This window comes from Armatimonas sp. (assembly GCF_031410135.1).
In the GTDB taxonomy this organism is placed as follows: Bacteria; Armatimonadota; Armatimonadia; order Armatimonadales; family Armatimonadaceae; genus Armatimonas.
The window spans coordinates 1-11476 of the sequence record NZ_JANNYP010000497.1 but is presented as its reverse complement, the minus strand read 5'-3'; the positions used below and the strand labels follow the sequence as shown (position 1 = coordinate 11476).

Annotated in this window: 16 protein-coding genes; 6 read left to right on the top strand and 10 right to left on the bottom strand. The window is 56.9% G+C overall.

Going from position 1 to position 11476, the window contains the following annotated elements; genetic code table 11:
• Positions 1–287: 287 nt before the first annotated feature.
• From RMO15_RS18560 to RMO15_RS18535, 6 genes are all read left to right on the top strand, one after another.
• The gene (locus tag RMO15_RS18560; RefSeq protein ID WP_309715159.1) at positions 288–605 is read left to right on the top strand and encodes a hypothetical protein; all 318 of its coding nucleotides are present in this window, start codon (positions 288–290) and stop codon (positions 603–605) included.
• Positions 606–724: 119 nt separating this feature from the next.
• A complete protein-coding gene (locus RMO15_RS18555; RefSeq protein ID WP_309715157.1) occupies positions 725–1576 on the top strand; it encodes an AAA family ATPase in 852 nt (283 codons plus the stop codon).
• Positions 1577–1579: 3 nt separating this feature from the next.
• Complete coding sequence (locus RMO15_RS18550) at positions 1580–2113, top strand: hypothetical protein (protein ID WP_309697448.1); 534 nt, start codon at positions 1580–1582, stop codon at positions 2111–2113.
• A 4-nt stretch (positions 2114–2117) separates the two neighbouring features.
• Positions 2118–2678 (top strand): helix-turn-helix domain-containing protein, encoded by a 561-nt coding sequence (locus tag RMO15_RS18545; RefSeq protein WP_309697450.1) that lies wholly within the window; start codon positions 2118–2120, stop codon positions 2676–2678.
• Complete coding sequence (locus tag RMO15_RS18540) at positions 2675–3370, top strand: hypothetical protein (RefSeq protein ID WP_309715155.1); 696 nt, start codon at positions 2675–2677, stop codon at positions 3368–3370. Before RMO15_RS18545 ends, RMO15_RS18540 begins: the two co-directional genes overlap by 4 nt.
• Before the next feature lie 14 nt (positions 3371–3384).
• Entirely contained in the window at positions 3385–4500 is a 1116-nt protein-coding gene (locus RMO15_RS18535; RefSeq protein WP_309697454.1) for a plasmid pRiA4b ORF-3 family protein, read from the top strand.
• Here the strand turns inward: RMO15_RS18535 and RMO15_RS18530 are convergent.
• The 10 genes from RMO15_RS18530 to RMO15_RS18490 form a co-directional block, all read right to left on the bottom strand.
• The gene (locus RMO15_RS18530) at positions 4411–5193 is read right to left on the bottom strand and encodes a hypothetical protein (protein ID WP_309715153.1); all 783 of its coding nucleotides are present in this window, start codon (positions 5191–5193) and stop codon (positions 4411–4413) included. The genes RMO15_RS18535 and RMO15_RS18530 overlap by 90 nt on opposite strands.
• Before the next feature lie 43 nt (positions 5194–5236).
• Positions 5237–5467 (bottom strand): hypothetical protein, encoded by a 231-nt coding sequence (locus RMO15_RS18525; protein ID WP_309685308.1) that lies wholly within the window; start codon positions 5465–5467, stop codon positions 5237–5239.
• A gap of 1 nt (position 5468) precedes the next feature.
• Positions 5469–6467, bottom strand: coding sequence for a metal ABC transporter permease (locus RMO15_RS18520; RefSeq protein ID WP_309685306.1), 999 nt, complete (start codon positions 6465–6467; stop codon positions 5469–5471).
• Positions 6464–7204, bottom strand: a complete 741-nt coding sequence (locus RMO15_RS18515; RefSeq protein ID WP_309685305.1) for a metal ABC transporter ATP-binding protein — start codon at positions 7202–7204, stop codon at positions 6464–6466. Before RMO15_RS18515 ends, RMO15_RS18520 begins: the two co-directional genes overlap by 4 nt.
• Positions 7205–7207: 3 nt before the next feature.
• On the bottom strand, positions 7208–8041 hold the full coding sequence (locus RMO15_RS18510) for a metal ABC transporter substrate-binding protein (protein WP_309685303.1): 834 nt from the start codon (positions 8039–8041) through the stop codon (positions 7208–7210).
• 14 nt (positions 8042–8055) lie between these two features.
• Positions 8056–9156, bottom strand: a complete 1101-nt coding sequence (locus tag RMO15_RS18505; protein ID WP_309685301.1) for a hypothetical protein — start codon at positions 9154–9156, stop codon at positions 8056–8058.
• A 39-nt stretch (positions 9157–9195) separates the two neighbouring features.
• The gene (locus RMO15_RS18500) at positions 9196–9990 is read right to left on the bottom strand and encodes a glucose 1-dehydrogenase (RefSeq protein ID WP_309685299.1); all 795 of its coding nucleotides are present in this window, start codon (positions 9988–9990) and stop codon (positions 9196–9198) included.
• Positions 9991–10008: 18 nt separating this feature from the next.
• The gene (locus RMO15_RS18495) at positions 10009–10551 is read right to left on the bottom strand and encodes a DUF4337 domain-containing protein (RefSeq protein WP_309685297.1); all 543 of its coding nucleotides are present in this window, start codon (positions 10549–10551) and stop codon (positions 10009–10011) included.
• Positions 10552–10560: 9 nt separating this feature from the next.
• On the bottom strand, positions 10561–10689 hold the full coding sequence (locus tag RMO15_RS33360; protein ID WP_369016135.1) for a prepilin-type N-terminal cleavage/methylation domain-containing protein: 129 nt from the start codon (positions 10687–10689) through the stop codon (positions 10561–10563).
• Between the two features lie 120 nt (positions 10690–10809).
• On the bottom strand, positions 10810–11310 hold the full coding sequence (locus tag RMO15_RS18490; RefSeq protein WP_309715151.1) for a hypothetical protein: 501 nt from the start codon (positions 11308–11310) through the stop codon (positions 10810–10812).
• Positions 11311–11476: the final 166 nt, after the last annotated feature.

The window sequence follows — 11476 nt, the reverse complement described above, 5'->3', positions numbered from 1 at the left end:
GAGGAATCCCTGTCGGGTTTTGATAGACGGAGTTGCCGTTTGGGTGGGCCATAGTGATGCTCATTCTGGTTCTTTCCTTTTTGCCCTGGGGAGATATAGAGGGAACGGAAAGTGTCTCAAATCATTGTGGCACACAGGGGTGCGACAACCGCACCCCAAGTGAGAGCAGGCATAAGTTCTGTCAGTCCTGTGGAGCGAAGGGTGAGGCGATCCAAGTTGGGGCGCGGGTCGTTGATATGGCTCGCAACTTGAGGGAATGTGTCTTCGCGATCCCTTACTGTGCAGGTATGGGATGGCTTTTCTGGTATGGGATGGACTACCTTCCCAAGAAGCCCACTCCGTGGTTTCCAAGTAGCTTCCTGGCTATCGCAGGGATCGCGCTGCTCATCGGGCACCTCTGCCCACTCTATACACTCCTGACAGGTGAGCGCCTGGCCCCACTCACTTGGCGAGCCCTCTCGCGCTACGGCTTCTCCTTTTCAGAGCACGACGACTCCATCCTGATTCGACAAGCCCTGAAGTTGCGAACCCGAGTAAAAGCCATGCGACGATGGGGCGTGCGTACTTGGAACAAAAGTAAGCGCAAAGCAAAATGGCTCCCTTAATGAGCCCGCGAGATCCATCACAATTATTTTTTGATCCATCCGTAGCGACTCTTGAAAAAGCAGGTATAATCCCCGAAACTGTATCATTGCACCTGGTGCAAGGATCACCTGAGGAAGGGATGGACTTGAGTCTTTATCTGAAGCACTTCGGACTGAAGCTGGCACCGTTTTCTACGTCGCCAGACCCTCAGTTCGCGTATGACACGCGGGAGCACCAGCTCGCCGTTGCGAAGGTCGCTTACTCGGTTAGTGAGCGGCGCGGAATATTCCTGCTCATGGGCGAGGTTGGTACGGGAAAGACCACCCTCTCTCAGCTCCTGCTTAACAGCTGGGAAGAAGACCCCGATACCTATATGGTCGCCCACATTACCGATCCATCCGCAGCCACGCCTGCCGCGTTTCTGCGGGTGGTGCTACAAGCCTTTGGCATCGAGACAACCCGCAACCTGCAAGACCTCAAGGATCGGCTCCAGGTCTTCCTCATTGAGCAGTACCAGGCGGGTAAGATCGTGGTCTTGATGCTTGATGAGTGCCAGACAATCTCTCGGGCGAACCTTGACCTGCTCCAGACCCTCTCCAACGTCCAGACGCAAAAAGTAAAGCTGATTCAGATCATCTTGCTCGGACAGCCCAACTTCGCAAATAAGCTCACCCAGAAACCCGCGCTTAAGTCGCGGATCACGGGTGGGGCAAACCTGAACCCCCTCACCTATGACGATGCACTCGCTATGCTGCGCTACCGGGTTGAGGTGGCAGGTGGTGACTTTGATACGATCCTCCCCCACGAAGTCCATAAGACCATCTACAACGCGGGAAGCGGTGTGCCTCGTGAGCTCTGTGTATTGTGCGATGCCGCCCTAGTAAATGCCTTTGCCCTTCGTAAGAAGGCCGTCGACCTGGAGTGCATCCGCATGGCCGTAGACGACCTCAAGTTCAAGGGCTTTCGACTTTCAAGAGAAGGAGACATTTAAACTATGTCTGAGAGACCAGCGGGTCGCGGCCTGACGGTTCCCAAGAATCCTGCGGCGATGCTTCGGGCGCTGAATACCCAGCACGCAGAGGATTCCGAAACAAACAATCTAACCGACAAAGAAACAGACCAACAAACAAACAATACTACAATACTACAAACAGACATTCCGCCAGTCGAACAGGAGACCCCTCTAGCAACATCTTCAGAACCCGAGGCACTCAAAGCAGTTGCTCCAGAAACAGCTACAAAACAAACAAGCAATACGACTAACAAACAATCAATCAAACCAACAAAGAAACAAACAAACAATACTACAAAGCAAGAACCACTACCCCCAGCTCCGAGTCGCAGAGATGGTAGGACGCTGCGCTCGCGCCAGCCCGCCTCTGATCCCACGTCAACCATAGTGACCTCGTTTCGTATCTCAGTGGGCACCATGGAGGCGCTAGATCGATACTGTTTCGAGAACCGTCTTCGCAAGCAAGATGTCGTGGAACAGGCGTTAGCGGCGTACATGGCAGAGGACGAGGAGTAATTCGATGCAGCGCGCAGAGACGAGCAAGCGACTAACCTTCTCCCAGAAGTGGGGAGATGATCCCTTCACCCAGTCTGGGCATACTCAGGTTCCGAATGCTCTGATCACCTACGCGCACCGCCTCGGCCTCAAGTCGGAGGAGTGCTGGCTTATCACCTGCATCCTGCGCTTCAAGTACGATGACTCCAATCCCACTCCCAGCCAAGAGCGCCTAGCGGAGCTTTTTGGACAGAGTGTGGACACCGTTCAGCGCACCATCAAGAAGATCGTTGACAAGCGCCTCCTGAAGGTCGAAAGGTTCCGTGACGAGGAGACACACCGCTTTACCCACACCGTCTACGACTTCACACCGCTGCGCTTCTCCCTGAACGAATGCCACTATCAAGACCATCCTGAAGAGCGGCCACAGATGCCTACACTTCCTGAAAAAGCCACACCGCAGATTTGCGGCCTGGAGTTTCGGGGGAGCCACACCGCAGTTCTGCGGCCTGGGCCACACCGCAGAACTGCGGTGTACATAAAGAGAATAAGAAGAATATTAGATTCCAAGAAGAAAGAGCGTTGAACGTTCGCAAAGACGAAATACCAAACTCAGAAATCTCAACGTCCAACGAAGGGGGAAAGGGCATATATGCCATACGAGATAAGGCCGTCTCCGAGCTCGTCGCCCTCACCGGAGACGAAGGGAGTCTCAGGCGTTTTCAGCAGCTCTGGGAGATCGCAGAAGGAAAAGGGACGCTCGATGCCTGGAACGCCGCTCTACGAGCCACACGGAGGCGTCTGAGTGGCAACGCAAAGCAAGCATTAGACCGGCCGGGAGCTTACTTTGACAAGATTTGTGTGGGCGAGCTGGAGAAGCGCGAGGTCTTCGTTCCCACCATCGCCCAGAAGCAGGCAGACCTTGGGGTGGGGGATCTCATCCGCCAGGGGCTCTTTGGTGGTGAAGATAGACTGGGCGGCGAGGAAAGTCTCATCGCCGATGAACAAGAGCCAGCACCACATGAGGCGATCACAGAAGTTGTCGCGCCACCGCTGACGGTTGCCGAACTCGCCGCTGAGCTGGTTGCCTTGGAGAGTCAGGGTGGGGCATCCTACGAAGCCTTCCAGAGCTTCTGTGAGGCCGAGCGAAAGCGCTACGAGGCAGAGATGGGAAAGGTAAGCCCGACTAGCCGTGAGCGCCTCCTCGGCGTCTTTGATCGCCCAGAGAAACAGAGGGACTTGTACAAAAAGTGGAAAGCATCAGGCCAAACTCTATAACAAACCTATCTCCTGTGACGAATCTACGCTGCACTAAGAAGCTCCTGGATCGCTTAAAGCTACCCGCCAAAAAAATTAAGTCTGGCACCCAGACAGAGTCAGACATCCCTACAGAGTCAACCGCGAAGCTGGGAGACTGGTACGCCACTTACCTGCCCGTAAGACCTAAGCACTTCATCCTAGCTATTAGCCAGAGGTGTCGACTGGCTGTTCTGCTTCCTGCTGCGCCGCTCCAGACGCTGGGGATGCGCTTTATGGAGGCGGTGCAGCAGCGCCTCGAAGCGCTCTGCATTGCTCCTGAAATTGTCGAGCAGGAGCTGGCTGCGATGGGCGAGCCACAGTTTGTTCCCACCGGCCCGGATCGTTGCCGCGTCACCATGGGAACCATGACCCAGTTCCTTCAAGTGATGGACTACAGCCTGGAGCGTCAGGAAGCTCCTGATGAGATTGCCCTGTACTTGGGTCACTACCTCGTGGGGATCACTGGGCAGAAGGACTACTTTCACCTGGAGACAGCCGCCCGCGAGTTCCTCGATCCCGCCACAGTGCTTGAGGAGTCGCGCTGGTCGCTCCAGCTTCGCGTGACGATTATAGAGTCCGACCCACCTATCTGGCGTCGCTTGCTGGTTCCTGCATCTTTGAATCTGAACCAGCTTCATCACCTGATCCAGAGCGCTTTCGGCTGGCAGGACTGCCATCTCCACGAGTTTGTTATCGGCGAGGGCGAAGCAGTGGTGACCTATGGGACGCGCTACCAGTTTGCCTTAGAGCCTGGCGAGGGGCCGGATCGCAGTGGTAGAGCGTTGCGCCTATATCGTGCCTTTCCCGAGGTGGGGAGCCGTTTGGTGTATGTCTACGACATGGGCGATAACTGGCGTCATGAGGTTGTGCTTGAGGAGCGTGTCGAATCCGGTGGGGGACGGCCCAAGTGCCTTTCTGGTGATCGTCGTTGCCCTCCTGAGGACTGTGGCGGTATCTGGAGCTACCAGGAGGTTCTGAAGGCTCTAGCCGGTGGTTCTAGCTCGGTTTCTGGCAGTGAGCTAGCCGAGTGGCTTGAGTGGGCTGGTCCAGGCTTCGCCCCTGCCGCTTTCGACCTTGATGCGACGAACAAGCGTCTGAGCTACTACTGATCTCCTCGCGCCTCCAATGTGCATTTTAAGGAACGATACTTTGGTATTATTGGCTGCCCAGTCTACCCAACCCAACGAGTGATGTGTGGACTGGGCGAAACGGTCTAGGGTGTTAGCGTGGAAGTGAGCCGCCCCTTGAGGCGCTGCTCCTGGAAGTGGCTGAGGGAGCGGTGCGCTCGCTCCACTGTCTGTTGGGGGCAGTGTGGGACTGCCCGACATTGACGTAATCGTTGCGGCGAGAGGGAGCGCTTTCTTCCGATTGAACTCGTCCTGCCATGCCTGCCGTAGCGGGCTCTGTTGGGGGAGAAGCTCCTCAGTGATGAGAATCGTCAGGTTGTGGAGCGCCTTCTCGGGAAGATCGGTCTGCGAGTTCCAGGAAGCCATCCAAAGCTGCCCAGCAGGGCTGAGCTGCATCAGAGGCCTCGAGGGCGCACCGCCGCCACGACGAGGGAAATCCCCCCCGCCAGGGAAGCCACTGCCGCCTCCGGGAAAACCGCCTCCACCACCACGGCCCATGCCTCCGTCACCTGGTGTGGAGGGCTGGAGCCAGAACAGCCCTTTGAGAGACCACTGGGTACTATCGGTAGGGGCAACAGCGGCGGGAGAGGGAGCCTTGTCAGGAGCACCCTCTTTGACGGTCTCTAGCTTGAAGGAGGCATGGGGAATGAGAGGCTGGCGTTGTGCGCCAACCACGCTAAGAGTTGGGCTGAGGTACTCCCGAAATGAGGTGCTCCACTCAGTAGGTATTGTCAGTGGGGTTGAGCACCCAGACCTTCTTGGCATCACGATCCATCAGGACAATGCTTCCATTGCTGGCATCGCGGCGATCTTTGTTGCCGTGGAACTGAACGGTGATCGTCCGCTTGGATGTGTCCGTGCCTGTGGTGATCTCTGCGACAAGCTTTGTGTCGGCGAAGGCGTGGGGGGCTAGCAGTAGCAGAGAAAGAGGGGCGAGAATTATCTTCATACTAGTGACGTAGTCGTGAGAGTAGCCCGCTGGCCACTAGTAATACGGTACTAATCGCCACAATCAGGGCACCGGGCGAGAGATCCCAGATAAACGAGAAATACAGGCCTATAGGGATAGGAACCGCTCCAAAGAGTGCTGCCAGGGTGAAGGTATGGCTGATGCGCCGGGTGAGAAGCAGTGCACTCACAGCAGGGATGACCAATGTACCAAACGTCAGTAAGATGCCCACTGCGTGGATCGAGAACGCGATCGCGATGCCAATGCTCAGGGTCAGAAGCGTCTCCCAGAGCCGTGTGTTGTAGTCCGCTGCCTGCGCCGTATCGGGGTCAAACGAGATAAAGAGTAGCTCCTTGGCAAAGAGGCGGTGCAAGACAAAGACTACGGCCAGCGCACCAATGGTCAGCAGCGTATCGGCTGCCGTCACCGTGATGATATTGCCGGAGAGCATATCCAGAAGCTGGGTCTCGCCGCGTGGGTTTTTCGCCAACAGGAGAATGGTCACTGCGGAGGCGAGCACGTAGCCCAGGCCAATCACGGTGTCTTGCCGGACTTTCCGTGGCGACCAGCGCAGGGAGAGCAAGAAGACTCCGACGAGCATCATCCCAATCGAGCCAAGCAGCGGCGCAAGGCCGAGCAAGAGCCCCAGCGCGACGCCCGCAGAGGAGAATTGGGCTAAGGCCATACCCACAAAGACCACGCGCCGCAGCACTACAAAAACCCCGAGATAGGCCCCGACCAGCCCGATGGCAAGCCCGGCGATCAGTGCCCGCTGCATAAAGTCCAGCCCAAAGACTTTCGCCACAGAGGCGTGCTTGAGGTCATCGGGGAGGGCTTCGTCGTGCTCGTGCTCCTCAGACGCTGATACAGTGGGTGTGCTGGGAGTCGGAGTCGCCTCAAGGGCCAGTGCCTCAGGGGGCGGCGGTGGGGGCGCTTGTGCTTGGACGCATGCAGGGACAAGGGCCAAGCTCGCCAGAAACAAAGTAAAGAGCCTTTTCAAAGCACCAACCTCCGACCGTCTACTTCAAGAATTTTAAAATCGTAGTTGAAGAGTTCGCGCAGGGTCTCGGGCTGGACAATCTTTTCAACGGGGCCGATCTGGAAGTGTGTCCCACCAAGTATGGCCACAGTACGGGCGTGATTGGCGACAATATTGAGGCTGTGCGAGACTAAAACAACCAGAAGGAGGCTCTGCTGGTGAATCCGCTCGATCAGCTCCATAGTCGCAGACTCGGCGGCGATATCCATTGCGCTTGTGGGCTCATCCAGCACCAGTACATCCGGCTCCGAGACCAACGCACGGGCCATTAAGACGCGCTGTTTCTGTCCACCTGAGAGCTCCCGAAAGAGGCGAGTGCTCAGGTGCGGCAAGCCCACCTGCTCCAGCGCACTCTCCGCTCGCTGCCTGTCCTCGCTGCCTGGATTTTTGAGCAGCCCCACGCGGCGGTAGCGGCCCATCACCACGATCTCTTGAACTGTGATGGGAAAGAGATCATCGGTGGTCTGCGCCTGCGGGACATAGCCAAACGTGAGCTTTCGGTGGTGGATCGCCTTCCCCGAGAGCGGTGCAAGAATCCCGAGAATTGCCTTGAGCAGCGTGGTCTTGCCCGCCCCATTCGGACCAACAATCCCCAGGTAGCCGCCCTCACTCAGCCCGAAGGAGAGCGAGGGCAGCACCACGCGCCGCCCGTAGCCTAGCGTGGCATCGTCAAACGTAATCAGCGGCGTGTTTTCCATAGCTTAGCGCAGCGCTTTCGCGAAGCCCTCCACAATGGCGTTGATGTAGTCGAAATAGTTCCGTGTCCCCATGCCTCCGACAGAGTACGGCACCACGGCGACTTTCCCGCCCGCCTCCTTGGCGACCAAGTCGGCGTACTTGGTGGAGTAGATCGAGCCCATGACCACGGCGCGGACTTTGCTGGCTTTCATGCGCTGGATCAGATCCGTCACATGGCCGCCCGACGGCGGGATTCCGGGCTTAGGTTCCAGAAAACCGAACGGGGTCAGGCCAAAGCGGGTGGCAAAGTAGATCCACTCATCGTGGTAGGCCACAAAGCCTTGGCCCTTAAACGGAGCCAGCGTGCGCTCCCAACCCGCCATACGTGAGCTGATCTCGTCGCTGAAGCGCTTGTAGTTGGCGTTGTAGGCCGTCGCGTGGGCTTTATCAACAGCTAAGAGCGCCAGCAGAATCTCATAGGCAACCACCACGGCATCTTTGGGATCGAACCAGTAGTGGGGATTGCCCGCCGAATGAACATCGCCCGACGCGCCATTGATGCCGCCAGTGGGCACTTCCAGCTTGCGAACCCGCGCCGACGCGTCCACGTAGCCTACCGCGCCGCGCTGCACTTTTGCATTGCGAGCCGAGGCAAGAAGGGCATCAGCCCACATGTCCAGGTCCATTCCGCAGCGCATAAAGACATCGGCACGGGCCACTCGCACCACATCACTGGGCTTGGCATCCACTTGATGGTAGTTGGTCTCCGACTTGGCAAGCGAAGTGACATTGGCTAAATTTCCGACCAGCTCGCGGGTGATGGCGGCGAGCTCCGGGGTGGTAGTGATAACTTCCATTTTGATTTCCTTTGTTATTCCAGGTTGTGTGTGTGCGGCCCGACTCCCCAGACCCACTGAAGGCGAAGCTCGTTGAAGCCCTTTTGACCGGGGCGGTCGCCGTGGGTGGCTTGCAGGCGAAAGTAGGTCTGCTCGGTGAGCTGGTGGGTCTGGATCAGCGAAAAGGACTTCTCTCGCCCCACGGCCCACGGCGAGCCACTGTTGTCGTAGCGCACCCCCAGCGAGCGAAAAGGCCCTGAGCGCTTGTCTACCGAGACGTAGTAGCCTTCGGCTCTTCGGGTCGTGCCGCTACCTTTTTGCTCGTGGGAGAGCCACTCACTTCTTACGAGAGTGCGCTGGCTGTCAGTAGCCGTCGTACGGTAGGTAAGATCCAGACCGTGGAGCGTGTTCTGTGGGGAGAAACCACCATAGCCGACTCCCTTGCCCTGGGCATCCGAAGCGCCTAGCTCCAGATCGCCGCCGCTCATCCGCTGTGATCCCCAGAGGCGTAGGGTACTGAAGGTGTCACGGAAGCCCGCACCGCTCTCGGGGGCGGTGCCATCTTCAGTAGGCGTTGGCTGGCCGAAGTAGCCTGCATCGAGCTGGAGGAAGAACTTCGTGGGAAACAGATACGAGAGATACGCTCCATCGCCTGTCAGGCTCTCTTCTGCGACGAGATTCTTTAGCACGGTGGGTGGCTCAATGTAGGCCCAGGAGTGCGGATGAAGCTGATTGACGCGGCCAAACGGAGCCTTACGCCGTCCGACCGTCGCCGAGAGGGGCAGCTTGGCAAAGTGCAGGTCTTGCACCGTCACATAGCCTTCCTCTATTCTGGCCTCGCCGTTGCCAAAGACTATAAAAGCATCTTGCTTAATGCCCGGATAGACAAAGCTCTGAATCGCCAGCTCGCCGGAGTCCAAGAGAAATTTGTTGCGGTTCGGGTTGGTCTTATCGCTGGTGAAAAGCCCTCGTGCATCACTGATAAAGGAGATGTCCGGCAACAATAGATAGCGATTGTTATTACTCGCTGGCTGTGAGCCGGTAGGAGCCGCGACCGCATCAGGTGGCGGCGGCGGAGTCTGTGCAAAAGCGGGTGCGACCACAAGTGTGACGGCCAGAAAAGTGAGCCACTTCATTATGTTATTGGTTTCCTGAGTCGAGGTGTTGAACTGTCTCTAGTACTGGGTGACTTGCTGCGCGAGGCCACCGTCTTGATAGATGGTCGAGCCGGTCAGGTAGTCGGACTCATCGCCGACGAGAAAGACCGCTGTCGAGGCGACTTCTTCCGGCGTTCCCCAACGCCCCCAGGGAATCTCCCGAATCGTATTGCGGACGGCTAGCTTACTGGCAAGCACCGACTGGTTGATGGGAGTGGCGATAGCACCGGGCGCGATGTTATTGATCGTGATCTTCATCGGGGAGAGCTCCACGCAGAGATTTCGTGTGAACATCCGCAGGCCGCCCTTGCTGGCGCAGTAGGCTGTGTAGCCGGGAAACGAGATGTCCTCGTGGGTCGAGGAGATATTGACAATCTTGCCGCGTGCCTCACGCTCTGGGAGTGGCTCTTGCCCCGCCATGACCCGCACCGCCGCTTGGGTGACGTGAAAAACGCCCGTGAGATTTACCGCAATAACCTTTAGCCACTCGTCCTCGGTGATCTCCAAAAAGGGCTTCTTGATCTCGATACCCGCGTTGTTGACCAGAATATCGAGCCGTCCATAGATCGCCACGAGCTGCGCGACCATCGCCTCGACTGCGCCGCGATCCGTGACATCCGCCGCAATCGCGAGAGCACTCCCCCCTGCTCCTGTGATCGTTTCAACCACTGCCTGGGCATCCGCTTTATTGTTGCCTCGGTCGAGGAAGTTGACAATGACATGAGCTCCCTCCGCACCAAAACGTATTGCGATTGCTTTCCCAATCCCGCTGGAGGCACCCGTGATGAGCGCCGTTTTTCCCTGAAGTCGCATAAAACACTCTTCTCTTTCTTAGCGCGTAGCTCCATAGAACAGGAGCGCTACACCGACCACACCCGCGCCTAGGCTGACGAGCCAGAGCGTGCGCTGGCGCATGAGGGCAGCAATGGCAGAGAGGGCGATGGCGATCTGAAACAGGCTGACCGAGAGAGCGAAGTGCTCGTGGCGAGTGACGTAGGAAGCGGCTGTTGCACCGTCGTGCTCAGCGTCTTTTTCAAGCTCCTGGGCCTTCTTCTGGATCTCCTCTTGCTCTTGCTTGTAGCGCTTGGCCTCGCTGGGATTGTCTTTGCCAACAATCAGGGCCTTGATCCCTTTGGCCTGGTAGTAGCTCCACTGGTCCGACGCCTTGGTTGTGTGGGCGATCTGGTCGTTCTTTTCTAGGATCGCTTCGTTGATGTACTTTCCAGCCTGGAGCGAGCCGACGGCGGCTAGGACAGCAAGTACGGCAGTGGAGAGGGCGATGTAGCGCGTCCAGTTTCCCCCTTCGGCTTCGTGGTGTAGCTCGGAGAGCTTCTCGTGGATACTTTCGAGTGGAACTTCGATCTCTTCAGGCATAATAATTTCTTACTTGATCGCCAGGAAGGTAGGAAACAGGATCGCCACAAATATCATGATAATTATAATCACGAAAAAAACCTCAATTAACGTAAATCCTGAGTGGTATGTTTTTCTTTGAATCGTTGGTTTTTTCATTTTTGTTTTCTCCATGATCTATTTAGCACATCGTGGATGAATCTAATGCGGTATTAATCAGGTAATAAGTTCCATCTAGAAACATAATATGCTCAATTAAAAAGGGTGATGAAAAAAATCTTAGAGGATGTTAATGGCCCTTGCCGCGAGAAGGGCTATGGTAGTGAGGGAAATACTTGCCTGGAGCATGATGAGCCATTTTGCCCAGCGTGAGAGAATGGCGGTGTCGGTAGGTGAGAGAGCCGTACTGTGGTTAAAGGACAGAAACAGATAGTCCACGAAGTGTGGCTTCCATCCCTCGTGGCTCTCCAGTCCGAGCTGGGGAAAGAGAAAGGCTCCCGAATGATGGTGCTCCCGCGTGTCGCGCAGGTGTGGCCCACCCGCATCGAGCCGCCAGTACCAGAGTGCAAAGACGAGTACATTGGTGATCCAGAGGGCTCCTGCCGCTTTGAGAAGATGTCCTGGTGAGAGCGTGTGGTGTGGCAGAGAGAGCACCAGCAGGCTCAGCGACCAGACCTCTGCTAGGGTCACAACGGCGAGGGAGAGAAACCCAAAGAATCGGTTGATCCGGTGGCGCTTGAGGCGGAGGGTCAGGATGGTGGGGACAAGGAGTAGGGCCACGAGTGTTGGCAAGAGCCATGGTGGGCCGGGTGCAGGACAAAAAAGTGGTGAGGCAAGCCGATTTGCCTTCTGCTCCTAAAGTCGTCATCATAGGGGGATGACAGAAGAAACGAAACAGCGACTTCGCCAACGCTTTGAACAGATCCTTGCCGCCCAAGATGCACCG

What these genes read in the sequence shown, in the direction of transcription:
- RMO15_RS18515 (WP_309685305.1), bottom strand. Translation starts at nt 7,204, where the DNA reads ATGGAAAACACGCCGCTGATTACGTTTGACGATGCCACGCTAGGCTAC.
- RMO15_RS18500 (WP_309685299.1), bottom strand. Translation starts at nt 9,990, where the DNA reads ATGCGACTTCAGGGAAAAACGGCGCTCATCACGGGTGCCTCCAGCGGG.
- RMO15_RS33360 (WP_369016135.1), bottom strand. Translation starts at nt 10,689, where the DNA reads ATGAAAAAACCAACGATTCAAAGAAAAACATACCACTCAGGATTTACG.
- RMO15_RS18510 (WP_309685303.1), bottom strand. Translation starts at nt 8,041, where the DNA reads ATGGAAGTTATCACTACCACCCCGGAGCTCGCCGCCATCACCCGCGAG.
- RMO15_RS18545 (WP_309697450.1), top strand. Translation starts at nt 2,118, where the DNA reads ATGCAGCGCGCAGAGACGAGCAAGCGACTAACCTTCTCCCAGAAGTGG.
- RMO15_RS18495 (WP_309685297.1), bottom strand. Translation starts at nt 10,551, where the DNA reads ATGCCTGAAGAGATCGAAGTTCCACTCGAAAGTATCCACGAGAAGCTC.
- RMO15_RS18560 (WP_309715159.1), top strand. Translation starts at nt 288, where the DNA reads ATGGGATGGCTTTTCTGGTATGGGATGGACTACCTTCCCAAGAAGCCC.
- RMO15_RS18550 (WP_309697448.1), top strand. Translation starts at nt 1,580, where the DNA reads ATGTCTGAGAGACCAGCGGGTCGCGGCCTGACGGTTCCCAAGAATCCT.
- RMO15_RS18555 (WP_309715157.1), top strand. Translation starts at nt 725, where the DNA reads ATGGACTTGAGTCTTTATCTGAAGCACTTCGGACTGAAGCTGGCACCG.
- RMO15_RS18525 (WP_309685308.1), bottom strand. Translation starts at nt 5,467, where the DNA reads ATGAAGATAATTCTCGCCCCTCTTTCTCTGCTACTGCTAGCCCCCCAC.
- RMO15_RS18505 (WP_309685301.1), bottom strand. Translation starts at nt 9,156, where the DNA reads ATGAAGTGGCTCACTTTTCTGGCCGTCACACTTGTGGTCGCACCCGCT.